A 24656-nucleotide genomic window follows, 5' to 3' on the forward strand; every position below is an offset into this window, starting at 1 on the left:
TCTCCTACTTCTGCAGGTGCTTGACCAGGACGGAGTTCTCGCCGTGGGCGTCGAGGTCGGCCAGCAGGACGGCGATCGCCTCGCGGACGATCCGCCCCCGGTCGGCCACCACGCCGTGGTCGCCGCGCAGGGTGAGCCGCGCCGTCTCCAGGGCGAGGAGCTCCTCGGCCGAGCAGTAGACGGTGATCTTCTCCTCGTGCTTGACCCGGGTGCGCGCACGCGAGCTGTTGGGCAGCGAGCGCATGTTGGCCAGCTCGTCGCGGGACCCGGCGTCGCCGTGGATGAGCTGCAGCGACGTGGTCGGGACGGCGTCCTCGGCCGGCAGCACCGGCTCGGAGGACCGCCGCGAGGAGTTGCCGCGCAGCGACGGGCTGGCCGCGGCGGCCGCCAGCGAGGGCAGCTGCGAGACCGGGGCGGCGGACTCGGCGTCCGACGCGGCGTCGGTGCGCCGGAAGAACAGCTCGCTCGCGCCGGGGAGGACGGGACGACGGGTCACAGTGCGAGGACCTCCTTGGCCAGGTCGCGGTAGGCCTGCGCGCCGACCGACGTCGAGGCCCAGGTCGTGATCGGCTGCCCGGCGACGGTGGTCTCCGGGAACCGCACGGTGCGGGTGATCACGGTCTGGAACACGGTGTCCCCGAACGCCTCGACCACGCGGCTGAACACCTCGCGGGCGTGCACGGTCCGCGAGTCGTACATCGTGGCCAGGATGCCGTCGACCTCCAGGGAGGGGTTGAGCCGCTCCTTGACCTTGTCGATGGTGTCCACCAGCAGCGCGACGCCGCGGAGGGAGAAGAACTCGCACTCCAGCGGGATGATCACGCCCTGCGCGGCGGTCAGCGCGTTGACGGTCAGCAGACCCAGGCTGGGCTGGCAGTCGATGAGCACGTAGTCGTACTCCTGGCGCACCTCGGCCAGCACCCGCAGCAGCGACTGCTCACGGGCGACCTCGCTGACCAGCTGCACCTCGGCGGCGGACAGGTCGATGTTGGACGGCGCCAGGTCCAGCCCGCGCACGTGGCCGACGTTGCGCACGATGACGTCGCGCAGCGTGGTGTGCCGCTCCATGAGCGCGTTGTAGACGGTGCGCTCGAGCTGCTGGGACTGGATGCCCAGCCCGACCGACAGCGCGCCCTGCGGGTCCAGGTCGACCAGCAGCACCCGGCGGCCGTGCTCGACGAGCGCGGCCCCCAGGTTGATCGTGGACGTGGTCTTGCCGACCCCGCCCTTCTGGTTGCACATGGCCACGATGCGGGCGGGGCCGTGCCGGTCCAGCGGCTTGGGCGTGGGCAGCGGGCGCTGCCGGGCCTTGGCCGGGTCGACGCGTCCGGCCGGTACGCCCATCTCCACATCCGCCGCCTCCGCGCGCGGTCGCGCGGTCGCGGTCCTCGTCACGACGGGTGTCGCCATCCTCGGTGCCTCTTCCCTGGTCGAACATCCGGTCCTGGGGCGGTCCCGACCCCGGCGCTTCCCCGGCGCCGTGTCGACTTGTCGCCCTACGACCCATCCATCGGCAGTTGTCGCCGTGGGTGTGACCCCTTCCTGCACCGCCCGTCCCACGAGCGACAAGCACGTGGTCAGCGCAGTGCGCGGGGATGGCTCGTTGCGTAGACCTCGCGCAGCCGGTCGACCGTCACCAGCGTGTAGACCTGGGTCGTGGTCACCGAGGCGTGGCCGAGCAGTTCCTGCACGACCCGGACGTCGGCACCGCCGTCGAGCAGGTGCGTGGCGAACGAGTGCCGCAGCGTGTGCGGGGAGAGGTCGGCCAGGTCGGCCAGCCCGGCCCGCTCGGCCGCGGTCCGCAGGATCGCCCAGGCCGACTGCCGGGACAGCGGCCCGCCCCGGCTGTTGAGGAACAGCGCCCCGCGGACGGCGCGACCGGTGGCCAGCGCCGGCCGGGCCCGCACCAGGTAGTCCTGCACCGCCCGGACGGCGTAGCTGCCCACCGGGACCACCCGCTGCTTGCCGCCCTTGCCGGCCAGCCGGACCACCGAGGAACCGGCGTCCAGGTCGTCCACGGCCAGCCCCACGGCCTCGGAGATGCGGGCGCCGGTGCCATACAGCACCTCCAGCAGCGCCCGGTCCCGCAGCGGCCGCGGGCCCTCGCCGGAGCCGGCGGCGTCCAGCAGCGCCTCGACCTGCTCGACGGTGATCGCCTTGGGCAGCCGGCGCGCGGGGGTGGGCGGGCGCACCTCGGCCGCGACGTCGTCGGGGACCAGCCCGTCGAGCAGGGCGAACCGGTGCAGCCCGCGGACGGCGACCACCGCCCGCGCCGCCGAGGACGCCGACAGCGCCGGGTGCTCGTCGTCCCCACTGCGCAGCGCGACCAGGAACGCGGCGACGTCGGACTCCCCCACCTCGCCGAACCCGCGCACGCCGCCGGCCTCGAGGAAGTCGGCGTAGCGGCGCAGGTCCCGCCGGTAGGAGCTGATCGTGTTGGCCGCCAGCCCGCGCTCGACGGTCAGGTGGTCCAGGTAGCCGCCCACGACGCGCGCCACCGGCGGCCCGGGGGCACGCGCGGTCAGCGAGGTCATCGCCCCACTCCACCCGACCACCGGCGGGTCGTGCACCTGACACGCCGGGCCGGTCCTGGTGATCACCCGGTGCGAGCGGTCCACCACCCGCAGGATCGCCCCCATGCGCCTGTACGCCGACCGCCCGGTCCTCCGCACCCGCCAGCTCACCGCCGACCTGCTCCTGCTGGGCTGGGCGGTGCTGTGGGTGCTGGTCGCCCGGGTCGTGCACGCCGCCGTCCTCGTGCTGGCCGAGCCCGGCGTGCAGCTGGAGTCCCTGGGCCGCTCGATCGGCGAGACGATGGGCGACGCCGCGGGGGTGGCCGGCGACGTCCCGCTGGTCGGGGACGACCTGTCCTCGCCGTTCGAGGCCCTCGGCGAGACCGGGGACGGCGTGGCCGGCGCCGGCCAGGGGCTGCAGGACGCCGTGCACACCCTGGCCTGGGTGCTCGCCGTCGCGCTGGTGGTCATCCCGGTCGGCTGGGCCGTGGTCCGCTGGGCCGGCTGGCGGCTGGGCTGGGCCCGGGAGGCCGCCGCGGCCGACCGGCTGCGGACGCTGGACCCCGACCTCGAGCTGCTGGCCGCCCGGGCCGTGGCCACCGCCCCGCTGCCGGCGCTGGCCGGGCTGCCGGCCGGCACCGGTGCGGCCTGGCGGGCCGGGGAGCCGACCGCCGTCCGCGCGCTGGCCGACCTGGAGCTGCACAGGCTGGGCCTGCGCAGCTCCAGGTCAGAACGCGGTGTCGACCGCGCGCAGCTGCGGTGAGGCCGACCGGTGCGCGGCCGCGGCCAGGATGCCGATGACGGCCAGCGAGTTGCGCACCGTGCCGTCGAAGACCATCTGCAGCGCCCGGTCGAAGGGCACCCGCTCGACGGTCATGTCCAGCTCCTCGTGCTCCACGGTGAACCCCTCCGGCCGGTCCACCGGCGAGAGGCCCTGCGCCAGGTAGAGCCCGACCAGCTCGTCGCAGAACCCCGGGGTGGACAGCGAGGTGGTCAGCAGCTCCCACCGCTCCCCGGCCAGCCCGACCTCCTCGGCCAGCTCCCGCTTCGCGGTCTCCAGCGGCGGCTCGCCGTCGGCGTCCCGGAGCCCGGCCGGCAGCTCCCACAGGTGCTCGCCGATCGCGTGCCGGTACTGCTTGAGCATGACCACCGCGCCGTCGTCGTCCAGCGCCAGGACGCCGACCGCGCCGGGGTGGGTCACGATCTCGCGCACGGACGAGCCGCCCTCGGGCATGGCCACGGTGTCCTTGCGCAACGAGATCACCCGGCCGGTGTAGATCTCCTCGCTGGCGAGGACCTCGTACATCAGATCCCCATCTCGGTGTCGGCGGTGGGCACCGGGATCCGGCCGGACTCCTGCCGGTCGACCGCGGCCTTGACGAACGCGGCGAACAGCGGGTGCGGCCGGGTGGGCCGGCTCTTGAGCTCGGGGTGCGCCTGGGTGCCGACGTAGAACGGGTGCACGTCGGCGGGCAGCTCGACGAACTCCACCAGGGTGCCGTCGGGCGAGGTGCCGGAGATGACCAGGCCGGCCTCGGTGAGCCGGTCGCGGTACCGGTTGGCCACCTCGTAGCGGTGCCGGTGCCTCTCGGTGACCTCGGTGGACCCGTAGGCCGCCGCGGCGACCGAGCCCTTGGTCAGCGCGGCGGGGTAGCTGCCCAGCCGCATCGTGCCGCCGAGGTCGCCGCGGCCGCCGACGATGTCCACCTGGTCGGCCATCGTGGAGATGACGGCGTCCGGGGTCTCCTCGTCGAACTCCGCCGAGTTGGCGTCGGGGATCCCGGCCAGGTTGCGGGCGGTCTCGATGACCATGCACTGCAGGCCCAGGCACAGCCCGAGGGTGGGGATCCCGTTGGTACGGGTGTGCCGCAGCGCGCCGAGCTTGCCCTCGATGCCGCGCACGCCGAAGCCGCCGGGGACGCAGACGGCGTCCACGCCGGCCAGCGCGGTCGCGGCGCCCTCGGGGGTCTTGCACTCGTCGGAGGGCACCCAGCGGATCTGCACCCGGGTGCGGTGGGCGAACCCGCCCGCGCGCAGCGCCTCGGTGACCGAGAGGTAGGCGTCGGGCAGGTCGATGTACTTGCCGACCAGGCCGACGGTGACCGTGTGCTTGGGGTTGTGCACCCGCTCGAGCAGGTCGCCCCAGACGGTCCAGTCGACGTCCCGGAACGGCAGGCCCAGCCGGCGGACGACGTAGGCGTCCAGGCCCTCGGTGTGCAGCACCTTGGGGATGTCGTAGATCGAGGGGGCGTCGGCGCAGGAGATGACGCCCTCGGCCTCGACGTCGCACATCAGGCTGATCTTGCGCTTCATGCCGTCGGGGATCTCGCGGTCCGAGCGGCAGACCAGCGCGTCGGGCTGGATGCCGATGCTGCGCAGCGAGGCCACCGAGTGCTGGGTGGGCTTGGTCTTCAGCTCGCCGGAGGGGGCGATGTAGGGCACCAGCGAGATGTGCAGGAAGAAGCAGTTGTCCCGGCCGATCTCGTGCCGGACCTGGCGGGCCGCCTCGAGGAAGGGCAGCGACTCGATGTCGCCGACCGTGCCGCCGATCTCGGTGATCACCACGTCGACCGGGTCGCCGTCCCGGCCGGCGGCCTGCGCCCCGGCCAGCATCCGGGCCTTGATCTCGTTGGTGATGTGCGGGATGACCTGCACGGTGTCGCCGAGGTACTCCCCGCGGCGCTCCTTGGCGATCACGTCGGAGTAGACCTGGCCGGTGGTCACGTTGGCCCGGCCGGTCAGGTCGTTGTCCAGGAAGCGCTCGTAGTGCCCGATGTCCAGGTCGGTCTCGGCGCCGTCCTCGGTGACGAAGACCTCGCCGTGCTGGAACGGGTTCATCGTCCCCGGGTCCACGTTCAGGTAGGGGTCCAGCTTCTGCATCGTCACCCGCAGACCGCGGGCGGACAGCAGGGCCCCCAGCGAGCTCGCGGTCAGCCCCTTGCCCAGCGAGGAGACGACGCCACCGGTCACGAAGACGAACTTCGTCGGGGCTGAGTTGGCGAGCAGATTCCGAGGTTCAGTCAGTCGACCCACGGGCGCTCACGCTAACACGGTCACCGGAGGCCCCCGGACCGCCGACCGGCGCGGCGACCAGCCACACCAGCAGCGGCACCAGCAGGGTGGCCGACGTGGCCGGCACCGCGACCCCGGAGTCGTTCACCGCGGCGGACACCACCAGGCTCAGCGCCACCGCCAGCAGGCCGGCCCGCAGCACCGCCACCTGGTCGGCCGGCAGTCCCCCGGGCCGCCCGCGGAGCGGTCCGCCCGAGCGCAGCAGCCACAGCGCGGCGACCGCCGCGACCAGCAGCGTGTAGGCCAGCGGGCTGCCGAGCAGGATGCCGAGGTTGGCCTCGGCCTTGCGGCTGACCACCGTCCAGGCCTGGCCGTCCAGCAGCTGGGCGACGAACCGGCCGAGGTGGCTGCGCTCGGACGGCGGCCGGCTCCAGTCCAGCACCGCGACGGCGCCGACGGCGACCACGGCCACCCCGAGGACGACGACCAGCCGGCCGACGGTCACCCGGATGCCGCCCAGCAGCATCGCCAGCAGCAGGAAGCCGGGGACCGCGCCCAGCACGCCGCCGAAGTCCCGGCCCAGGCCCGGCGCGCCGACCAGCGCCACCACCGGGACGCCGACGGCCAGCACGGTCACCAGCGCCCGCCGCTCGCCGCGCCCCTCGGGTGCCCGGCGGGCCGCCCACCAGGCGGCGGCCGCGGCCAGCAGCAGCGCGGCCACCGGCATCAGCCCGAAGGTCAGGTTGCCGAACCCGGTGAACCGGCCGGCCACGATCGCGTCGTAGCCCAGCAGCCCGTCCAGCTCCAGGTGCGACCCGGTGAGCACGTCGACCACCGGCACCAGCGCGGTCACCCCCAGCACCACCAGGGCCGGACCCGTCCGGTGTCGCCGCCAGGGCCCGGCGCCGGCCACCAGGGCGACGACGAGGGTGGCGGCCAGCACCGTGCCGGCCAGCGCGGTGCGCGGCGACCCGCTGGCCTCCCAGGGCACCAGGGAGGCCAGGTAGGTCGCCACCGGCAGCGAGGCGGCCACCAGGCACACCGGGCGCAGGAACCGCCTCGCCCGGCGACGGGTGACCGGACCGGGCCGGTGCCGGGCCGCCCAGCGCCGGACCCGCTCGGGGGTGCGGCGGGGTGCCCGCCACCCACCGACGACCAGCAGGCCCAGGCCCACGACGACGGCCAGCGTCAGCACCAGCGCCCAGAAGAAGTCGCCGGTGCTGCGGTAGTGCACGACCGCGCGGCTGTTGGCGTCCTCCAGCTCGGCCACGGCGGCGGACAGCTCTGCGGGCCGGCCGTGGGCGGTGGACATGGGCTGGCCGTTCATCGACGCGGGCTGGTCCAGGCCCAGGGCGGCCAGCGCGGTCGGTGCGGCATCGATGAGCTGGACGAACGGTGCCCGGCCGGTGCTCGAGGAGGTGAGCCAGCCGCCGTCCAGACCCGGGCCGTGGGCCATCGCCACGTGCAGCTGGGGCCGGCCGTCGTTGACCTCGGAGACGCCCTCCAGCAGCAGCAGGGTGGGTCCGGGGAGCCGGTCCAGCACCGCGCGCAGCGCGGACAGCGAGGTGTCCACCGCGGCGAGCGCGGCGGGCCGGGACAGCGGGTCGGTGCCGGTGTCGGTCTCGTCGACGCCCGGGATGCCCGCGTCGACGAGGGGGTCCAGCGAGATCATCGACAGCGGGCAGTTCTCCAGCAGGTCGGCCGCGGCCGCCGGGTCGGCCGGCAGCTGGTCCAGCTGGGTCAGCAGCGTGTCCGCCCCCGCCGCGGCGACCGTGGCGGCCCGGCCGGCGGTGATGGCGCACCCGACGGTGTCGGCCAGCGCGGCCGGCTGGGCGCCGAACCGCACGGTGGACTCGTCGGCGGCGATGAGGGCGACCGCGGCCTGCGGGTCGGCCAGCCCGACCGCCGCGACCTGCTCCTGCAGCCCGCAGTAGGACAGCGTGGTGTCCTCCGGGACGGTGTCGAACAACCCGGGCGGGTCGGTCGCCGTCCCGGCGCCCTCGGTCTGGTCCTCGGGCAGCGGCACCGGCGGCAGCGGGTCCGCCCGGCCGGCCCACCGGGCCCGGTTGCCGGCCCCCAGCGTCGCCCAGCCGTCGAGCACGCAGGTCGTGGAGCGGGCGGCCCGCACCGACAGCGCGCCGATGGCGGACTCCCCGGCCAGCTGCCACAGCTCCGGGGTGCCGTCGGGGTCGAGGTCGGCCCAGGTCAGGCCGGGGACGCCGACGACGACCACCCGCTCGGCGGTGGCCTGCGGGTCGGTCGCCGCGGCCGGCGCGGTCAGTCCCGCCAGCACGGCGAGGACGGCGACCAGCCCCACCGCGGCCCGGCGCAGCGCCCTCACGCGGCCGGGCCGAGGAGCTCGCGGTAGACGGCGACCAGGGAGCGGGCCGTGGCGGCCTCGTCGGGCCAGGTGGCGGCCCGGGCGACACCGGCCGCGGCCAGCCGTCCCGCGCGCTCGGGGTCGGCGAGGACGGCCTGCACCGCGGCGGACAGCGCGGCGGCGTCGCCTGGCGGCACCAGCTCGGCGGCGTCGCCCACCAGCTCGGGGATCCCGCCCACCCGGGTGGCCACCAGCGGGGTGCCCGAGCGGAGTGCCTCCTGCGCGGTGAGCGACCGGGCCTCCCACCCCGAGGGCAGCACGCACACGTCGGCGGCGGCCAGCAGGTCGGCGATGTCGGTCCGCCGGCCCAGCAGCTGCACCGGCAGCTGCTCGGCGGCGATCCGGGCCGCCAGCTCGGCCCGCTGCGGGCCGTCCCCGGCGATCACCACGGACGGGCCCGAGGACCAGCCGGCCGCGGCGTCCAGCAGGGTGCCGTAGCCCTTCTGCGGGTGCAGCCGGCCCACGGCCACGACCAGCGGGCGGCCCTCGGGCACGCCGAGGTCGGCGCGGACGTCGGCGCGGGAGCGGGCCGCCGGGGGCAGCGGCGGGGCCGAGACCGGCGCGACCCGGACGTCGCGCGCCCCGGCCCGCCAGGCGTTCTCGGCCAGGTCGCCCGAGGCGGCCAGCACCAGGTCGGCGGACCGGATGGTGGCGGCCTCCACCCGGCCCAGCAGCGCCTGGCGGGGTCCGCCGCCGGGCTGCAGCGCGTTGTGCAGGGTCAGCACCAGCGGCGCGGCACCGCTGCCGACCCGGCGGGCCAGGGCGGCCACCAGGCCGGCCCGCAGCCCGTGCGCGTGCACCAGGTCGGCCCCGGCCGTGGCCCGGGCGAGCGCTGCGACGGCGCGCGGGTCGCCGGGCACCGCGGAGATCTGCACCGGGCGGAAGTCGGCGCCGGTGGTCGAGAAGCCGAAGAGCTCGTCGGTGGCGGCCGGCCCGCACACCCGGGTGGCCGCACCGGCCCGCAGCAGCGTGGGCAGCAGGGACCGCACGTGCGTGCCGACGCCCCCGGTGCTGGTGGCCAGCACCTGCGCGACCCGTCGTCCCTGCAGGTCCGCTGCGCTCACCGTGCCTCCTCCGCCGTCGTGGGTCCCGCCGTGGGTTCGTCCGTGGGCTCTGCCGTGGCCGCCGTCCCGTCGTCCGGTCCGCGCAGGCCGGCCACCGCCGCCAGCAGCGGTCCGCGTGCCAGCCCCATCATGACCGCCCCCGCCACGACCAGGACGACGACGCCGGCGAGGACACCGATGCCGATCGCGGCGAGCACCCCACCGGTGGGCACCGGGTCCGACCCCAGCGCCCGGGACACCGCCAGCCCGGCCGCACCGCCCAGCACGGCCGCCAGCACCGCGACCGAGCCCACCCGGGGCAGCCCGGCCAGTGCCCGGCCGCCGACCACCCGGGCGACCACCACCAGCAGTCCGGAACCGGCGACGGTCACCCCGATGGTGTGCCCGAGCGCCAGCGCGACCGCGCGGTCCTCGACCGGCAGCACCTCGGCCAGCACCAGGTCGGCGGCGACCGCGACCAGCCAGCCACCGGCCACGCAGGCCGTCGGCGACCGCCACGACCCGCGGGCGTAGAGCGCCCGGGTGAGCACCGCGACCAGGCCGTAGCCCAGCAGACCGGGCACGAAGGCCACGATCGTCGGGGCCAGCAGGGCCGCCGACCCCGCGTCCGCCGGGGAGGCCAGGTACACCCGGGCCATCGGTCCCGACACCGCCACCAGCCCGGCGGCGGCGACCGCGGACAGCGCCACCACCAGGACGACCACCGGGGCCAGCGCCCGCCGGAACCCTTCGTCGTCCCCGACGGCGGCCCGCTCGGTCAACCCGGGGTAGGCCGAGGTGGCCAGCGGGACGGCCAGCGCCGCCCACGGCAGCAGGAAGAGCGTCATGCCGGCGAAGTAGACGACCTGGGTGCCGTCGGGCACCGCACCCGCGTTGGCCAGCCGGATCGCGACCACGGCGACCAGCTGCTGGCCGGCGAGGGTGAGCACCCCGGCCAGCGCCAGCCGGCGGACCCGGGGTGCCGCGCCGACCGGGAACCGCAGCCGGGGCCGTAGGCCCAGGCCCAGCCCGCGCATCGGCAGCAGCAGGCAGCCGGCGAGGGCGACCACGCCCAGCGTGGTGCCGACCCCGAGCACCAGCTCGGCCGGCCGGGACAGGTCTGCGACGTCCCGGCCGCCGCCGATGCCGGCGAAGGTCAGGTAGGCCCCGGCGACGACGACCGAGGACAGCAGCGGGGCCAGGGCCGGGCCGGCGAACCGGCGGTGGGCCTGCAGCACGCCGGTCAGCACGATGCCGATGCCGTAGAGCACGACCTGGGGGGCGAACACGACCAGGAACCGGGCGGCGAGCTCGACCTTGGCCGGGTCCGCGGCGCCGTCGCCGAGCAGGGCGCCGGCGATCGGGCGGGCCAGCAGCGCCAGGGCGACCGCCAGCGGGGTGAGCACCAGCAGCGACCAGCCCAGCAGCGCCGAGGCGGTCTGCCGGACCTGCTCGCGGTCGCCCGCGGCGATCCCGCCGGCCAGCATCGGCACGACCAGGCTGGCCAGCGCCCCGCCGGCCACGACCTCGAAGACGATGTTGGGCACGTTGTTGGCGGCCAGGTAGGTGTCGCCGGTCGAGCCCGCGCCGACGGTGTTGGTGAACACCACGCTGCGGCCGAACCCGGCGACCCGGGACAGCACCGTGAGCACCGCGATCAGCGCCGCGGCGCCGGCCACCCCCCGGACGACCTGCTGGCGGGTCACCTCAGGGAGTGCGCCGGCCGAGCCGGTCGACCTCGCGCAGCACCGGGGTGGACTCGATGACCCGGGTGAAGCTGACCTTCTCGCTGGCCAGGGTCAGCCCGGTGATCAGCGCCAGCGCCGCCGTCCGGACCGCCCGGGAGCGCCCGGCCGCCAGCCGCAGACCGAGGACGGCGCCCAGGGCGTTGGCCCCGGCGTCGCCGAGCATGACCCGCTCGTCGAGGTCGGTCGGCAGGACGGCGAGGGAGGCACCGAGCGGGCCGGCCACCAGCGGCCCGGCCGGGCCGGCGAGCAGGCCGGCGGCCAGCAGCGACCCGGCCTTGGCCGCGCGGCCGGGGCGCAGGTCGAGCAGGTTCACCAGGTTCGCGGTGCCGGCCACCAGCCCGGTGGTGAGCACGCCGTCGACCACCGCCGTGGTCCCGCTCCCCCGCCGGGTCAGGACGGCGGCGGCGACGCCGGCGGCCCCGATGCCGGCGACCTTGACCGCACCGGCGGAGACCCGACCGGCGCGCAGCGCGGCCAGGTGGCCGGCCAGGCCCTTGTCCCGGGCCTGGTCGGGGCGGGCGCCGGCCAGGTCGTCGTACCCGCCGACCAGCCCAGAGACGGTGCCCACCAGGGCGGCCGCCGGTCCCCAGCCGGCCGGGGCGCCCGCGGCGGACGTCGCCGTCGCGGCGGCGGCGAGCACCGGTCCGCCGAGCAGGGTCAGGGGCCGCCCGGCGTAGTTGGTCCGCCGCCAGCGCGCGGCCGCGGGCCGGTCGGCGACGGCGAGCGCGCCGGCCAGCCCGGCCCGGGCCAGGACCGCCCCCGCGGCGGCGAGGGCGAGCCGGGAGGTCATCAGTTCCCGGCCCCGCTCGCGGCGGCGGCCGGGACCGGCGGGACCGGCTGGGCGTCGTCCCCGGTTCCGTACTTGCCCGAGGTGCCCTCGCCCTCGGCGGACAGGGCCAGCACCGTGCTGATCCGGCCCTCCGGGGCGTTGGCGTTGTCGACGGTGGAGACCCGGGTGGAGGCCTCGGTGTCCGCGCGGATGGTGCCGACCAGGCCGCCGTCGGCCGCGGCACCGGCGTCCCCGGACACCACGGCGCCCGAGCCCTGCTCGTCGAGGGCGACGACCAGCTGGACCAGGGTGGTGTTGCGGTCGACGGCGTCCTCGCCGGTCAGCGAGCCCGACGTCAGCACGACCGCGTAGTCCGCGGGCGCCACGCTCGAGCTGTCCTGGGTGAGCACGCCCAGGGTGGACAGGCCGCCGAGCACCTGGGCGGTCGCGGTGGTGGCGGGGGTCTCCTGCGGCTGGCCCTCGGCGGCCGGCGGGATCATCAGCACCTGGGCCAGCAGGCTGGCGACCAGCTCGCCGGTGTCCGCGGAGCCCTCGGGCAGCGTGACCCCGGGCGGCAGCGCGCCGGGGGTGGTCAGGTAGCCCTGCAGGCTCGAGGAGGTCTCGGGGTCGCTGTAGGCCGGGTTGAGCCGGAGGGTGCCGGTGACCGTCGCGCCGGCGTCGCCCAACAGCGACGTCACCTCGTCGACGGCGTCGGTGTCGACGTCCTCGTTGCCCACCAGCAGCAGCACCGACCGACCGGTCAGGGTGCCGGCGACCAGCGCCGGGCCGACCTCCTCGGCGAAGCCGCCGGTGGAGTCGAGCTGGGCCTGCAGGCCCTGGTTGGTGTCCTCCAGCGACCGCTTGTCCTCCTGGAGCCCGCTGACCTGGGTCTGCAGGTTGTCCAGCAGACCGCCGTTGAGCGCGGTCGTGCCGATCACGATGCCCAGCGCGACGGCGAGGAAGACCGCGATCAGGGAGACGAGGTGGTAGCGGAAGTCGATCACGAGAAGAGGTTCTCCAACCAGAACACGAGGCTTTCCCACTGGTCGACGAGCAGGTCGACGTAGATGCGGCCGGCCGTGGACACCGCGAGCGCGGCGCCGATCGAGACGAAGGCGGCCAGCACCAGCAGGACGAGGGCGAGGGTCGAGATGCGGCTGCGGTACAGCCGGGAGACGCCCTTGGCGTCCACCAGCTTGCCGCCCAGCCGCAGCCGGGTGAGGAAGGTCGAGGCCATGCCGCCGCGGCCCTTGTCCAGGAACTCGACCAGCGTGGCGTGGGTGCCGACGGCGACGATGAGCGTGGCGCCCTTCTCGTCGGCCAGCAGCATCGCGATGTCCTCGCTGGTGGCCGCGGCCGGGAAGGTGATCGCCTCGACGCCGAGGTCCAGCACGCGCTGCAGGCCCGGGGCGCGGCCGTCGGCGTAGGCGTGCACGACCACCTCGGCCCCGCAGCGCAGCACGGAGTCCGAGACGGAGTCCATGTCCCCGATGATCATGTCGGGCTGGTAGCCGGCCTCGATGAGCGCGTCGGCCCCGCCGTCGACCCCGATCAGCACCGGGCGGTAGTCCCGCACGTAGGACCGCAGCGCCGCCAGGTCCTCCTTGTAGTCGTAGCCCCGGACGACGATCAGCACGTGCCGGCCGTCGATCTCGGTCGTGACGTCGGGGACGCCGACGCCGTCGAGCAGGAGGGCCCGCTCGGTCTTCATGTACTCCATGGTGTTGGCGGCGAAGGCCTCCAACTGGGTGGACAGCCCGGCGCGGGCCTCGGTCATCGCCTCGGCGATGGTGGCCTCGGTCTGCTCGGTGCCGGTGGCCACCTCGACGTCGTCGACGTAGAGGGCGTTGCCCTCCAGCCGGGCGGTCGCGCCCTCCTTGACCGCGGCGAAGACCTCGCGGCCGACGCCGTCGACCAGCGGGATGCCGGCGGCGGCCAGGATGCCCGGGCCCAGGTTCGGGTAGCGCCCGGAGGTGCTGGCCGCGGCGTTGACCACGCCGGCGACCTTGCAGGAGACCAGGGAGTCCGCGCTGACCCGGTCGATGTCCACGTGGTCGATCACGGCGATGTCGCCGGGGCGCAGCCGCTTGGTCAGGTTCTTCGTGCGGCGGTCGAGCCGCACGGTCCCGGTGACGCCGGGGGCGGTCTCGGTGGCGCGCCCACGCCGCAGGGAGCCGATACGCATGGTCACGATCGTCGCACGACCCCCCGTGCAGGCCCCCTACCGACGCGCTCCCGGCCACCCCCGGGCGCCGGCGGGAGGGCATGCAACCGGTCACGCATCGTGAGCGACACCGCCGCCCGGAGACTCGCCGAGCGGGGTTGCGACGCCACGTCCGAGCCGGTTCGGCACGGCCTCTAGCGTGGCTCGGGTGACTGGTGGGGCCCGGGCAGGGCGAGCTGCAGCGACTGTCCGGACCGACCCCGCCGGCGACGGGCCCGGTGCAGCCACCGCAGACACCCGCCCCGAGGACGTCGTCGCCGAGCAGGCCCGGGCGCAGGCGCGCGCCGCCGCACCCGACGAGGTCGAGCAGGCCCTGACCGACAACCCGGTCACCCCCGCGGCCCCCGTCCAGGTCGCACCCGCGCCCGTGGCGTCCCAGCCCGCACGTAAGCGGAAGAAGGGCGTCAACCTGCGGGAGGTCCGCCGGCAGCAGACCCGCGAGGCGATCGTGGACGCCGCGGCCGCGCTGTTCGCCGAGCGCGGGTTCGACCACGTCAGCGTGCTGGAGATCGCCCAGCGGGCCGGCGTGGTGGAGAAGACGGTGTTCAACCACTTCCCGGTCAAGGAGGGCCTGGTCTTCGAGGCCGACCCGCCGATGCAGGCCGCGCTGCTGGACGCCGTCCGGCGCCGCCGGGCCGGCGAGTCGGTCGCCGCCGCGGCCGGCACCTTCATCGTCGCGGCGTGCAGCCGGCTCGGGGACCCGGCGGCCGCGCCGACGGTGGCCGAGATGGCCCGGGTCATCCGCGGGTCCCGGACGCTGCAGGTGCGCGAGCGGGAGATCCTCGGCCAGCTGACCGACGCCCTCGCCGAGCAGATCACCCTGGAGACCCGCGCCGCCCCCGGCGAGCTCGAGCCGTGGCTGGCCGCGCACTCGGTGCTGGGGCTGTACCAGTCGCTGCTGGAGATGGCCCGCGACCGCGTGCTGTCCCCCACCGACCCGCCCGGCGACCTGGTGGCCGAGCTGCGGGCCAGCGGCGAGCGCGGGCTGTCCCTGCTGCAGTTCGGCCTGGCCAGCTACTCGAAGCGCCGGGCCTAGCGCGCCTCGGCTGCGTTCTGCAGCAGCTCGCGGGCGTGGGCCTGGCCGGTGTCGCTGTCGGTGAGGCCGGACAGCATCCGGGCGAGCTCCCGGACCCGGTCCTCCCCCGTCACCGCGCGGATGTCGGTGGCGGTGACCCCGGCCCCCGCGTCGGCGTTCTTGTCCACGACGAGGTGGGTGTCGGCGAACGCGGCGACCTGGGCCAGGTGGGTGACCACCACGACCTGGTGCTCCACGGCCAGCCGGGCCAGCCGGCGGCCGATCTCGCCGGCCGCCTGCCCGCCGACCCCGGCGTCGACCTCGTCGAAGACCATGACCGGCACCGGGTCCGCGCCGGCGAAGACCACCTCGATGGCCAGCATCACCCGGGACAGCTCACCGCCGGAGGCGCCCTTGTGCACCGGGCGGGCCGGCGCGCCGGGGTGCGCAGCCAGCAGCAGGGCGACCTCGTCGGCACCCTCGGGGCCGGGGGCCTCCGGGTCGGTCTCCACCGAGAAGGACACCCGGGCGGCGGCCATGGCCAGCCCGGCGAGCTCGCGGCCCACGTCGGCGGCGAAGCCCTCGGCGGCGGCGGTGCGGCCCGCGGTGACCCGGGCCGACAGGTCGCGCAGCGCCTCGCGGGCGGCGTCGCGCTCGGCGGTCAGCTTCTCCAGGGCCTCGTCGGAGACGTCCAGGCGGTCCAGCCGCTCCTCGGCGTCCTGTGCCCAGGCCAGCACCCCGGCCACGCCGCTGCCGGCGTCGGCGTAGGCGCGCACCAGGGCGGTGATGGTGGCCCGGCGGTCGAGCACCTCGGCCAGGCGGGCCGGGTCGGCGTCCAGGTCGGCCACGTAGCCGGCGAGCTCGACCCCGACGTCGCCGACCACCGCGGCGACGTCGGCCAGCCGGCCGGCCAGGGCGCGGAGGTCGGGGTCGCCGGCGGCGGCCAGCGCCCGCTGGCCGGCCGACAGCGCCGTGACGGCGTCCTGCGGTGCGTCGTCGGACCCGCCCAGGTCGCCGGTGGTGTCCCCCACCAGCGCCAACCGGGCCTCGTCCGCGGCCGCGCGCAGCGCGTCGGCGTCGCCCAGCCGGGCCGCCTGCGCGTCGAGCTGGGTGTCCTCGTCGGGCAGCGGCGCGACCGCCGCGATCTCCTCCAGGCCGCGGCGCAGCACCTCGGCGGTCTGGGCCAGCTCGCGGGTCTGCGTCCGGCGGCGCTCCAGGTCCTCGGCCAGCTGCCGCCAGTGGGCATGGGCCTGCCGATGGGCCTCGACGAGCTCCAGCTGCGCGGCACCGGCGTAGCGGTCCAGCGCCCGGCGCTGCTCGGCCGGACGGGTCAGCCGCAGCTGGTCGGTCTGGCCGTGCACGGCCAGCAGGTCCTCGGCGAGCTCGGCGACCACGCCGACCGGCACGCTGCGGCCGCCCAGGTGCGCCCGGGAGCGGCCCTCGGCGCTCACCGTGCGGGCGAGGATGAGGGTGCCGTCCTCGTCGGGCTCGGCGCCGGCGTCCGCGGCCCGGGCCCAGACCGGCGAGTCGGCGGGCAGCGAGAGGCGCCCCTCCACCCCGGCCCGGCCGTTGGCCCGCACCCGGCCCGGGTCGGCCCGCCCGCCGAACAGCAGGGTCAACCCGGTCACGACCATGGTCTTGCCGGCGCCGGTCTCCCCGGTGACGACCGTCAACCCGGGGTCGAGGTCGAGGGTCACGTCGTCGATGGCGCCCAGGCCGTGGATGTGCAGCTCGGTCAGCGCACCGTTGCGGACCGGCCCCGGGGACGACGGCTTGGGTGCGCGCTCGGGCTCACGCCTGGCCACCGGGCACCTCTCCCCCGGGGCCGTCGGCGGTGTCGTCGCGCAGCAGGACGTTGCGGGAGCGCGGCAGCTCCTGGCCCGGGCCGACGTGCCCGCGGGCGCCGCGGAAGCCGCGCACGGGCAGCCCGAACTTGGCCACCAGCCGGTCGCCGAAGCTGCGCGGGTGCACCCGGGCGATCCGCACCGGGCGGTCCGAGCGGCGCACGTCGACCCGGCCGCCGAGCGGGATCTCCACGGTGCGGCGGCCGTCGGCCGAGACGCGGGCGCGGGTGCCGTCGGCCGGCACGCCGATGGTCAACACGGACTCCGGGGAGGTGACCAGCGGGCGGGCGAAGAGCGCATGGGCGTTGGTGGGCACCAGCAGCAGCGCCTCGACGTCGGGCCAGACCACCGGTCCGCCGGCGGAGAACGCATAGGCCGTCGACCCGGTGGGGGTGGCGGCCAGGACGCCGTCGCAGCCGAAGCTCGTCAGCGGGCGGCCGTCGATGGCGATGACCACGTCGAGCACCCGCGAGCGCTCCACCTTCTCCACCGAGGCCTCGTTGAGCGCCCAGGTGCCCCCGGTGCGCACGCCGTCGGCGTCGAACACGTCGACCTGGAGCGTGAGCCGCTCCTCGACCGAGTACTCGCACTGCTCGATGGCCGAGAGGGTCTCCTCGACCGTCTCGGGCTCGGTCTCGGCCAGGAAGCCGACCTTGCCCAGGTTGACGCCGGTGAGCGCGGCGTCGGTGGCCCGGGCCAGCTCGGCGGCGCGCAGGAAGGTGCCGTCGCCGCCCATCACGATGACCACCTCGGCACCCTCGGCCGCGGTCGGCCCGAAGGGGACCACCTCGGCGCCCTCGATGGCGAGGTCGACCGCCTCGTCCTCCAGCAGGCGCACGACCAGGCCGGCCTCGCTCAGCCGCCGGGCCGAGGCCTGGGCGAGGGCGATGATGTCGGCGCGGCCGGTGTGCACCGCGAGGAGCACCCGCCGGACGCCGTCGGCCGGGGTGCAGGCGCTGGTCTCGGGGGGCTGGCTGACGGTCACTGGGGGCCTTCCTGGACTGCTCGGGCGATGGCGTCGGGGTCGGGCGGCGGGGCGGCGGCCCGCAGGTGGAGGAAGAACTCCACGTTGCCCGCCGGTCCTGGCAGCGGGCTGGCCACGACCCCGGCGGTGCCCCACCCCAGGTCGTGAGCGGCCCGGGCGACGGCGGTGACCGCGTCGGCCCGGTGGCCGAGATCGCGGACCACGCCACCGGTGCCCAGCCGTTCCCGGCCGACCTCGAACTGCGGCTTGACCATCGGCAGCAGGTCGCCGTCGGGACGGGTGCAGGCCAGCAGGGCGGGGAGCACCAGCCGCAGCGAGATGAAGGACAGGTCGGCGACCACCAGGTCGACCGGGCCGCCGATCGCCTCGGGGGTCAGCGTGCGGACGTTGGTCCGCTCGTGCACCGCGACCCGGTCGTCGGTGCGCAGCGACCAGGCCAGCTCGCCGTACCCGACGTCGACGGCGACCACCTCGCGGGCGCCCCGGGACAGGCAGACCTCGGTGAACCCGCCGGTGGAGGCGCCGGCGTCGAGCACCCGCCGTCCGGCGACGTCGACGCCCAGGCCGTCCAGGGCGCCGATCAGCTTGTGCGCGCCGCGGGACACCCAGGACGGCTCGTCCGGGTCGGTGCGGACGACGACCGGGGTGCCGGCCTCGACGCCGGTGGCGGGCTTGGTCGCGGCCTGGCCCGCGACGGTGACCCGGCCCTGCGCGATGAGGGCCTGGGCGTGCTCGCGGGAGCGGGCCAGCGACCGGCGGACCAGCTCGGCGTCGAGCCGGGCTCGGCGGGCCATCAGCGCGGCCGGCCGGGGGCGCGGACGGTCACAGCTGGTCGATCGTGGCGAGCAGCCGGTGCAGGCGGTCGTGCTCGTCGGCCAGGACGGCGGCGTGCCCGGACACCGGCAGGTCGCGCAGCGCGGCCGTCAGCGCGGACCCGCCGTCGAGCGCCGGAGCGGGTGCGGCCGGGGCGGCGTCGGGACGCAGCCAGCCGCCCGGGCGCGCTGGGCCGGGCTGCGGTGCCACCGGGGTGCTCACGCGTGCTGCCTCCTCCCGCCGTCGGGTGCTGCCGGTCGACCGGCGGACGTCTGCGAGGTTACCGGCCGCGACCGACGGCGCAGGTCGCCGCAGGGGCCACCGGTAGCGTGCCGGGCGATCCCGCCGTCGGCGGGCCCGACCCCCTGGAGGCGACGGCACGTGGCCACGCTCGAGCAGTGCATGACCGCCCTGGAGGGCTTCGTCGGCGACCTCGCCGCCAATCCCGCGCTCAGCGGGCTGGACCGCACGGTGTCCTGCCGGATCACCGACCTGTCGCAGGTCGTGCAGGGCCGGCTGGCCAACGGCAGCGCGCAGGACATGACCGCGGTGCCCGACGGACCGGCCGTCCCCAAGGCCGACATCCGGATCACCACCTCCAGCGACGACCTGCTGGCCCTCACCGACGGCTCGCTGTCCTTCGGGTCGGCCTGGGCCTCGGGCCGGGTCAAGCTCGAGGCCGGGCTGCGCGACATGCTGCGGCTGCGCTCCCTGCTCTGACCCGGGCGGCCCCGAGCCGAGAGCCCCTCAGCTCTCGGCCAGTCCCCACCGGGACAGGGTGCCGGCGACCTCGGCGCCGCCCCCCGCGGTGACCGCCGGGGCCGCGGAGTCGTCGGGGTGCGCCGCCCAGTGCGCGACGCACAGCGCGCGCAGGCCGTCGAAGCCGTCGTCCTCGGGTCCGTCGTCCGGGCCGTCGTCGGGCCCGGCGCCGTCCTGGCTCAGGCGCAGGCCGTCGTCGCCGGCGACCGCGGTCCACCTCCCGCAGCGCCAGCCGTCGCCCTCGGGCTGCACCGCCGGGTGCACGCGGTTCACCCCCGCCACGTCGGCGGCGACGAGGTCCGGGCGTGCCTGCGGCCCGGCGGCGAGCAGGACCGCGGGGGTGGTGACGCCGGAGAAGACCAGCAGGGTCGGTGCCCCCACCCGCAGGCCGCCCTCGATGTCGGTGTCCAGCCGGTCGCCGACGACCAGCGGGGTGCGCGCGGCGGTGCGCCGGACGCACTCCGCGTGCATCGCCGGGTCGGGCTTGCCGGTCACCACCGGGGCCTGCCCGGTGACCGTGCTGACCACCCCGACCAGCGCGCCGTTGCCGGGCAGCACGCCGCGCGGGGACGGGATGGTGGCGTCGGTGTTCGTCGCCACGTGGGTGGCCCCGGCCCGGACGGCGACCACGGCCTCGGCCAGCTGGGTCCAGCCCACGTCCCGCCCGTAGCCCTGCACCACCGCGACCGGGGAGTCCTCGGCGCGCTCCACCACGCGCAGCCCGGCCGCCTGCAGCGCGGCGGCCACCCCCGGCCCGCCCACCGGCAGCACCGCTGCACCGGCGCCGAACCGCTCGGCGACCACGGTCGCGGCGGCCTGCGAGCTGGTGATGACGTCCTCGGCGGCCGCCCCGATGCCCAGCTCGGTCAGGTGGTCGGCCACCTCCTGCGGGGTGCGGGCGGCGTTGTTGGTGACGAACCCCAACCGCATGCCGGCGCCACGCGCCTCCTCCAGGGCCGGTGCGGCACCGGGCACGGCGTCGGGACCGACGTACAGCACGCCGTCGAGGTCCAGCAGCGCCACGTCGTGCACCTCGCACGGCCGGCGCGGGGCACCGCGGGCGAGCAGGGGCAGGGCGGCGTCGGCGGTCACCGGGTGATCCGACCACAGCGGCCCGGTCGCCAGCACGCCGGGCGACGGGCTCGGTGCCACCTACGATCGCGGGATGCCCTCGTCCAGCGCGGCCGGCTCCGGCCTGCGCGTGCACCCGTTCCGGGCGCTCACCTACGCCGCCCGGAGCCCCGAGCAGCTCGCCCGGGTCAGCTCCCCCGCCTACGACCTGGTCACCGCTGCGGGCCGGAGCCGGCTGGCCGCGGCCGACCCGCACAACGTCGTCCGGCTGATCCTGCCGGCGGTCGAGGACCGGCCCGGCGAGGCACCCGCGGACCGGACGGCCCGCTCGGCCGCCCTGTCCGCGGCCACGCTGCGGGACTGGCAGACCTCCGGCGTGCTCGTGCAGGACGGCACGCCCGCGCTGTGGAGCTACCGGATGAGCGGGCCCGACGGCGCCGCCACCACCGGTTGGCTGGTCGCCGTGGAGCTGCCGCCGGCCGGCTCCCGCGCCGTGCTGCCGCACGAGGACGTGTTCGCCCCCGCGGTGGAGGGCCGCCGGTCGCTGCTGGCCGCGACCGGCACCGACCTGGAACCCATCGTGCTGGCCCACGACCGGTCCGACGCCGTGGCGCGGTGGACCGCCGACGTGCTCGAGCGGCCCGTGGACCTGCAGGTCACCGATGCCGACGGGGTCCGGCACGAGCTGCGGCGGGTCGAGGACCCGGCGGCGCTGGCCGACCTCACCGAGGGGTTCGCCGGGGTGGCGGCGGTCATCGCCGACGGTCACCACCGGTTCGCCGCGGCCCGGGCCCACGCGGGCCCCCACGGGGGGTCGGTGCTGGCGCTGCTGACACCGATGGGTCCCGGCGGCCTCCGGGTGCAGGCGATCCACCGGGTCGTGCCCGGGCTGGACCTGGCGGCGGCCGGCGAGCTGGCCTCCACCGGCTTCCGGGTCACCCGCGTGGACACGACGGCGGTCGAGGGCGGCGCGGCGGCGGTGGCCCGGGACTGGGTGGCCGAGCCCGGGCAGGACTGCTTCCTGGTCACCGACGGCACCGACGTCCTGCTGCTCTCGTCGCCCACGGACGCGGTGCGGGCGCGCATCCCGACCGGCCAGCCGGACAGCTGGCGGTCGCTGGACGTCGTGCTTGCCCACGCCGGGCTGCTCAGCGGCCTGTGGGGGCTGCCCGACGACCCGACGGCGGTGCTGGTCGCCCACGACGTCCCCGAGGCGCTGCGGCTGGCCCGGGAGCGGGACGGGGTGGCCCTGCTGCTGCGGTCGTCGTCCCCGGCCGACGTCGCCGCGGTGGCCCGGGACGGCGCCCGGATGCCGCGCAAGTCGACGCTGTTCGTGCCCAAGCCGCGCACCGGCCTGGTGTTCCGCCCGCACTGAACCGGCTCAGGCATCGGTTGAGGCACCGGCTCGGGCGGGGTCGGCGGCGCGGCGGCTGGCCGGGACCCGGCACTTGCGCACCCGCCGGCAGTCGACCTCGTGGGCGACGGCGGTCCCGCCGGGCGTCCGCCAGAACCTACGGCGCAGCGACCCCTCGACCTCCAGGACGTCGTCGGGCTGCCAGCCGGCCGAGCGGGTGATCAGCGCCGCCGCGAAGGAGACGCAGGTGATCGTGTCCTGACGCGGCTCGCGCGGGCGGGCGCGGGCGGGGTCCGGCGGTGGTCGGCGGACGGTCAGGGAGAAGACGAGCAGGGTGTCGCCGCTGGGCAGCTCCCGCAGCTCGGCCGGGGCGGACAGCCGCCCGCGCAGGGTGATCTCGTTGCGGTCGACCAGGGACAGGCTCATGCAGGCAGCCTCGCCGCGGGCGGGTGCCCCCACCAGGCCCGCCCACGATCTGTGGACGGGCCCGGTGGTTGTGGACGACGGAGGTCAGTCCGTCGGTCGGTCGTGCTCGCTCAGCTCACCGGGCGCGGCGAACAGACCCGACTGGTCGGCCGGCAGCGGCTTGGGCTGCACCTGGGTGACCTGCTCGGCGGGCTGGCCGTCGGAGAACCCGGGGGCCGGGATCTCGCCGAGGAGCTCGGCGACCTCGGACTCGACGTCCTGCTCGTCGGGGTCGTACTCGGTGCCGAGCCCGGCCTCCTCCGGAGACACGTCGTCGTCCTCGTCAGCGTCGTCCTCGTCAGCGTCGTCCTCGACGGCGTCGTCGTCCTCGGCCGCCACCTCGCTGCCGGCGGCGGCGTCCTCGACCACGGGGACCTCCACCGCGTCGCCCTCGGCCTCGTCGTCCTCGGCCTCACCGTCGGCGGAGTCGACGACGCCCTCGTCGTCACCGTCCTCGTCCTCGTCCTCGTCGTAGTCGACGTCGTCGAAGCGGGCAGCCACCCCGGTCTCGTCGTCGGGGTCGGCGGCCATGACGGCCTCGAACCAGGTGTGCGCCTGCTGGTCCTCGCCGCGCGCGACCAGCAGGTCGGCGTAGGCGGTGGCCAGCCGGAGCTGCCCCAGGTCGCCCGAGTCGAGCTGCTCGGGCGTGGGTCGGCCACCCAGCGCGGCCTCGAGCACCAGCGCGGCGGCCGGCAGCTCCCCGAGGTCCTGGCGGGCCCCGGCCTCGACCAGGCGGAGCTCGACGACCTCCTCGGCCGGAGGTCCATCGGTCAGCGCCTCGGCGACCAGGCGCAGGGCCACGTCGGGCCGGCCCAGCGCGCGCTCGCAGTCGGCGAGGACGGCCCGGTAGGAGTCGTCCCCGCTCATCCGGCGGTAGGCACGCAGCTCGCGGGCCGCCTCGGTGAAGTCGCCGGCGTGGTAGGCCGCCACGCCGACGGCCTCGCGGACCACGGCGATGCGGGAGGCCCGCTCGCGTGCGGCCTGGGCGTGCAGGAGCGCAGCGGCCGGGTCCTCGTCGAGCAGGCCGCCGGCGGCGGCCAGGTGCTGGCCGACGACGTCGGCGTTGCGGGACTCCAGGCCGCGCAGTGCCCGGCGGACGGTGCCGTCGAGCTGCTGCGGGTCGGCCCACTCCGGGATCGGCGGCCCGACGGCTCGGCGGGTGTCGCCGGAGTCCCGGGGACCGCTGTCCCGCCGGTCCTGCTGGGGACGGTCGCCACCACGCGCGGGACGGCGGTCGGTCCCGGCCGGTCGACCGCCACCGGAGGACGGGCGACCGCCACCCCGCTGCGGCCGGTCGCCACCAGCGCCTCCGCGGTCCTGCCACGCCGGCCGGTCACCGCCGGCGGGACGGCCACCACCGGCGGGACGGCGGTCCTGCCACTGCGGGCGGTCGCCACCGGAGGGCCGGTCCCCACCGGCCGGACGACGGTCCTGCCACGCGGGGCGGTCACCGCCGGCGGGGCGGTCGCCGGACGGGCGGCGGTCCTGCCGCTGCGGGCGGTCCCCACCGGAGGGTCGGTCACCGCCAGCCGGGCGACGGTCCTGCCACGCCGGGCGGTCGCCACCGGCGGGGCGGCCACCGGACGGGCGACCACCACCCGCGGGGCGGCGGTCCTGCCACTGCGGACGGTCGCCACCGGAGGGCCGGTCCCCACCGGCCGGGCGACGGTCCTGCCACGACGGACGGTCACCACCGGCGGGACGATCGCCGGACGGGCGACGGTCCTGCCACGACGGGCGACCACCGCTGGCACCGTCGCGACCCGGGCGGTCGGCACCGGGGCCGCCGGTGCGGGGCTTGGCGGAGCCGCCGTAGCGCGGCTGCCAGTCCCCGCTCAGCCGGGCACGCTCCCGCGCACCGGGCAGCTGCTCGCCCGAGGGCGACGCCTGCCGCGGGGCAGCGGGCCCACGGGCACCGGCGGAGCGGTCCTGCCAGGCCGGGCGACCGCCGTCGCGCCCACCGGCACCACGGTCCTGCCACTGCGGCCGGTCACCCTGCGGGCGGCCACCCTGGGGACGGCCAGCCTGCGGACGACCCTGGGCACCACCGGCACCGGGTCGACGCTCCTGCCAGTCAACGCGGCCGCCCTGTCCACCGGCCGCGGGCCGACGGTCCTGGCCCGGTCGGCCGGTCGATCCACCACGGGACCCGGACGGCGCACCACGGCCACCCTCGGCCGGTCGCCGGTCCTGCCAGCCGCCGCTCGAGCGCCCGTCCCCGCGGGAGGGACCGCCCTCGCGTCGGGCACCGGGGCCGCCGGCGGAGTCACGACGCGGGCCGGCGCTCCAGCCGCGCGAGTCACCACCGGGTCGACCGCCACGGTCGTCACGTGACGCTGCGCCGCCCTCGGGGCGGGGACGGCCCTGGCCGGCCACACCGCGGCGGTCTCCGCCGGCCGGTCGGCCGGGACGGCCGGCGCCACCGCCGGGGGGACGACCGCTGCCGCCCCTGTCGGATCCGCCGTTGCCGCGTCGCGGTGAAGTCATGGTTCGTCGTACCTCTTGCCCGTCGATGTCGCCACCGGACGAACGTCGCGGTGGTCAGGATCCGGAATGCACACAAACGACGAAGGGGGCCAGAGCCTCAGCTCTGACCCCCTTGTCGGAATGGTGTCCGGCGGCGTCCTACTCTCCCACCCAGTCCCCCGGGCAGTACCATCG

General features: G+C 76.7%; 22 protein-coding genes. 4 read left to right on the forward strand and 18 right to left on the reverse strand.

Annotated elements, in window-relative coordinates; translation table 11 throughout:
* Positions 1-4 precede the first annotated feature (4 nt).
* The 3 genes from UXQ13_RS10400 to xerD all read right to left on the reverse strand — a co-directional run bounded on the left by UXQ13_RS10400 (position 5) and on the right by xerD (position 2534).
* Entirely contained in the window at positions 5-496 is a 492-nt protein-coding gene (locus tag UXQ13_RS10400; RefSeq protein ID WP_225235959.1) for a hypothetical protein, read from the reverse strand.
* On the reverse strand, positions 493-1344 hold the full coding sequence (locus UXQ13_RS10405) for a ParA family protein (RefSeq protein WP_225236119.1): 852 nt from the start codon (positions 1342-1344) through the stop codon (positions 493-495). The genes UXQ13_RS10400 and UXQ13_RS10405 overlap by 4 nt, the downstream gene beginning before the upstream one ends.
* Before the next feature lie 233 nt (positions 1345-1577).
* Complete coding sequence (gene xerD, locus UXQ13_RS10410) at positions 1578-2534, reverse strand: site-specific tyrosine recombinase XerD (RefSeq protein ID WP_225235960.1); 957 nt, start codon at positions 2532-2534, stop codon at positions 1578-1580.
* Positions 2535-2637: 103 nt separating this feature from the next.
* Between xerD and UXQ13_RS10415 the strand changes: the two genes are divergently transcribed.
* Positions 2638-3276 (forward strand): hypothetical protein, encoded by a 639-nt coding sequence (locus tag UXQ13_RS10415; RefSeq protein ID WP_225235961.1) that lies wholly within the window; start codon positions 2638-2640, stop codon positions 3274-3276.
* Here the strand turns inward: UXQ13_RS10415 and UXQ13_RS10420 are convergent.
* The 8 genes from UXQ13_RS10420 to steA are packed head-to-tail and all read right to left on the reverse strand — an operon-like array spanning position 3241 to position 13650.
* Complete coding sequence (locus UXQ13_RS10420; RefSeq protein WP_225235962.1) at positions 3241-3819, reverse strand: NUDIX domain-containing protein; 579 nt, start codon at positions 3817-3819, stop codon at positions 3241-3243. The genes UXQ13_RS10415 and UXQ13_RS10420 overlap by 36 nt on opposite strands.
* The gene (locus UXQ13_RS10425; RefSeq protein ID WP_263639414.1) at positions 3819-5546 is read right to left on the reverse strand and encodes a CTP synthase; all 1728 of its coding nucleotides are present in this window, start codon (positions 5544-5546) and stop codon (positions 3819-3821) included. Before UXQ13_RS10425 ends, UXQ13_RS10420 begins: the two co-directional genes overlap by 1 nt.
* Positions 5530-7866 (reverse strand): hypothetical protein, encoded by a 2337-nt coding sequence (locus UXQ13_RS10430; protein ID WP_225235963.1) that lies wholly within the window; start codon positions 7864-7866, stop codon positions 5530-5532. The genes UXQ13_RS10425 and UXQ13_RS10430 overlap by 17 nt, the downstream gene beginning before the upstream one ends.
* The gene (locus UXQ13_RS10435) at positions 7863-8969 is read right to left on the reverse strand and encodes a glycosyltransferase family 4 protein (protein ID WP_225236121.1); all 1107 of its coding nucleotides are present in this window, start codon (positions 8967-8969) and stop codon (positions 7863-7865) included. Before UXQ13_RS10435 ends, UXQ13_RS10430 begins: the two co-directional genes overlap by 4 nt.
* Complete coding sequence (murJ, locus tag UXQ13_RS10440) at positions 8966-10654, reverse strand: murein biosynthesis integral membrane protein MurJ (RefSeq protein ID WP_263639415.1); 1689 nt, start codon at positions 10652-10654, stop codon at positions 8966-8968. Before murJ ends, UXQ13_RS10435 begins: the two co-directional genes overlap by 4 nt.
* Position 10655: 1 nt before the next feature.
* Positions 10656-11486, reverse strand: coding sequence for a hypothetical protein (locus UXQ13_RS10445; protein WP_225235964.1), 831 nt, complete (start codon positions 11484-11486; stop codon positions 10656-10658).
* Positions 11486-12469: a copper transporter gene (locus UXQ13_RS10450; RefSeq protein WP_225235965.1), complete on the reverse strand. Its 984-nt coding sequence runs from the start codon at positions 12467-12469 to the stop codon at positions 11486-11488. Before UXQ13_RS10450 ends, UXQ13_RS10445 begins: the two co-directional genes overlap by 1 nt.
* The gene (gene steA / locus UXQ13_RS10455) at positions 12466-13650 is read right to left on the reverse strand and encodes a putative cytokinetic ring protein SteA (protein ID WP_225235966.1); all 1185 of its coding nucleotides are present in this window, start codon (positions 13648-13650) and stop codon (positions 12466-12468) included. Before steA ends, UXQ13_RS10450 begins: the two co-directional genes overlap by 4 nt.
* Before the next feature lie 187 nt (positions 13651-13837).
* Between steA and UXQ13_RS10460 the strand changes: the two genes are divergently transcribed.
* The gene (locus UXQ13_RS10460; protein ID WP_225235967.1) at positions 13838-14725 is read left to right on the forward strand and encodes a TetR/AcrR family transcriptional regulator; all 888 of its coding nucleotides are present in this window, start codon (positions 13838-13840) and stop codon (positions 14723-14725) included.
* Here UXQ13_RS10460 and recN read toward each other — a convergent pair.
* From recN to UXQ13_RS10480, 4 genes are read right to left on the reverse strand one after another with little or no spacing between them, the layout of a single operon-like run.
* Positions 14722-16509, reverse strand: a complete 1788-nt coding sequence (recN, locus tag UXQ13_RS10465; RefSeq protein ID WP_225235968.1) for a DNA repair protein RecN — start codon at positions 16507-16509, stop codon at positions 14722-14724. The two genes, UXQ13_RS10460 and recN, sit on opposite strands and share 4 nt — an antisense overlap.
* Positions 16496-17533, reverse strand: a complete 1038-nt coding sequence (locus tag UXQ13_RS10470; protein ID WP_225235969.1) for an NAD kinase — start codon at positions 17531-17533, stop codon at positions 16496-16498. The genes recN and UXQ13_RS10470 overlap by 14 nt, the downstream gene beginning before the upstream one ends.
* Positions 17530-18327 carry a TlyA family RNA methyltransferase gene (locus tag UXQ13_RS10475; protein WP_225235970.1) on the reverse strand — a complete coding sequence of 266 codons (798 nt, stop codon included), beginning with the start codon at positions 18325-18327 and terminating at the stop codon, positions 17530-17532. Before UXQ13_RS10475 ends, UXQ13_RS10470 begins: the two co-directional genes overlap by 4 nt.
* 28 nt (positions 18328-18355) lie before the next feature.
* Entirely contained in the window at positions 18356-18568 is a 213-nt protein-coding gene (locus UXQ13_RS10480) for a hypothetical protein (RefSeq protein ID WP_225235971.1), read from the reverse strand.
* 180 nt (positions 18569-18748) lie between these two features.
* Between UXQ13_RS10480 and UXQ13_RS10485 the strand changes: the two genes are divergently transcribed.
* A complete protein-coding gene (locus tag UXQ13_RS10485) occupies positions 18749-19066 on the forward strand; it encodes an SCP2 sterol-binding domain-containing protein (RefSeq protein WP_225235972.1) in 318 nt (105 codons plus the stop codon).
* A 27-nt stretch (positions 19067-19093) separates the two neighbouring features.
* On the opposite strand, the gene UXQ13_RS10490 is transcribed toward UXQ13_RS10485, so the two are convergent.
* Positions 19094-20197, reverse strand: coding sequence for an HAD-IIA family hydrolase (locus tag UXQ13_RS10490; protein ID WP_225235973.1), 1104 nt, complete (start codon positions 20195-20197; stop codon positions 19094-19096).
* A gap of 73 nt (positions 20198-20270) precedes the next feature.
* Here UXQ13_RS10490 and UXQ13_RS10495 point away from each other — a divergent pair, with 73 nt between their 5' ends.
* A complete protein-coding gene (locus tag UXQ13_RS10495; RefSeq protein WP_225235974.1) occupies positions 20271-21551 on the forward strand; it encodes a DUF1015 family protein in 1281 nt (426 codons plus the stop codon).
* A gap of 6 nt (positions 21552-21557) precedes the next feature.
* On the opposite strand, the gene UXQ13_RS10500 is transcribed toward UXQ13_RS10495, so the two are convergent.
* A complete protein-coding gene (locus tag UXQ13_RS10500; protein WP_225235975.1) occupies positions 21558-21956 on the reverse strand; it encodes a single-stranded DNA-binding protein in 399 nt (132 codons plus the stop codon).
* A gap of 84 nt (positions 21957-22040) precedes the next feature.
* Positions 22041-22946 carry a hypothetical protein gene (locus tag UXQ13_RS10505; protein WP_225235976.1) on the reverse strand — a complete coding sequence of 302 codons (906 nt, stop codon included), beginning with the start codon at positions 22944-22946 and terminating at the stop codon, positions 22041-22043.
* Between the last annotated feature and the right edge of the window lie 1710 nt (positions 22947-24656).

Origin of the sequence: Klenkia terrae (genome assembly GCF_037083865.1) — a bacterium.
Taxonomy (GTDB): domain Bacteria; phylum Actinomycetota; class Actinomycetes; order Mycobacteriales; family Geodermatophilaceae; genus Klenkia; species Klenkia terrae.

What these genes read in the sequence shown, in the direction of transcription:
- UXQ13_RS10405 (WP_225236119.1), bottom strand. Translation starts at nt 1,344, where the DNA reads ATGGGCGTACCGGCCGGACGCGTCGACCCGGCCAAGGCCCGGCAGCGC.
- xerD (WP_225235960.1), bottom strand. Translation starts at nt 2,534, where the DNA reads ATGACCTCGCTGACCGCGCGTGCCCCCGGGCCGCCGGTGGCGCGCGTC.
- UXQ13_RS10415 (WP_225235961.1), top strand. Translation starts at nt 2,638, where the DNA reads ATGCGCCTGTACGCCGACCGCCCGGTCCTCCGCACCCGCCAGCTCACC.
- UXQ13_RS10420 (WP_225235962.1), bottom strand. Translation starts at nt 3,819, where the DNA reads ATGTACGAGGTCCTCGCCAGCGAGGAGATCTACACCGGCCGGGTGATC.
- UXQ13_RS10445 (WP_225235964.1), bottom strand. Translation starts at nt 11,486, where the DNA reads ATGACCTCCCGGCTCGCCCTCGCCGCCGCGGGGGCGGTCCTGGCCCGG.
- steA (WP_225235966.1), bottom strand. Translation starts at nt 13,650, where the DNA reads ATGCGTATCGGCTCCCTGCGGCGTGGGCGCGCCACCGAGACCGCCCCC.
- UXQ13_RS10475 (WP_225235970.1), bottom strand. Translation starts at nt 18,327, where the DNA reads ATGGCCCGCCGAGCCCGGCTCGACGCCGAGCTGGTCCGCCGGTCGCTG.
- UXQ13_RS10485 (WP_225235972.1), top strand. Translation starts at nt 18,749, where the DNA reads ATGACCGCCCTGGAGGGCTTCGTCGGCGACCTCGCCGCCAATCCCGCG.
- UXQ13_RS10495 (WP_225235974.1), top strand. Translation starts at nt 20,271, where the DNA reads ATGCCCTCGTCCAGCGCGGCCGGCTCCGGCCTGCGCGTGCACCCGTTC.
- UXQ13_RS10500 (WP_225235975.1), bottom strand. Translation starts at nt 21,956, where the DNA reads ATGAGCCTGTCCCTGGTCGACCGCAACGAGATCACCCTGCGCGGGCGG.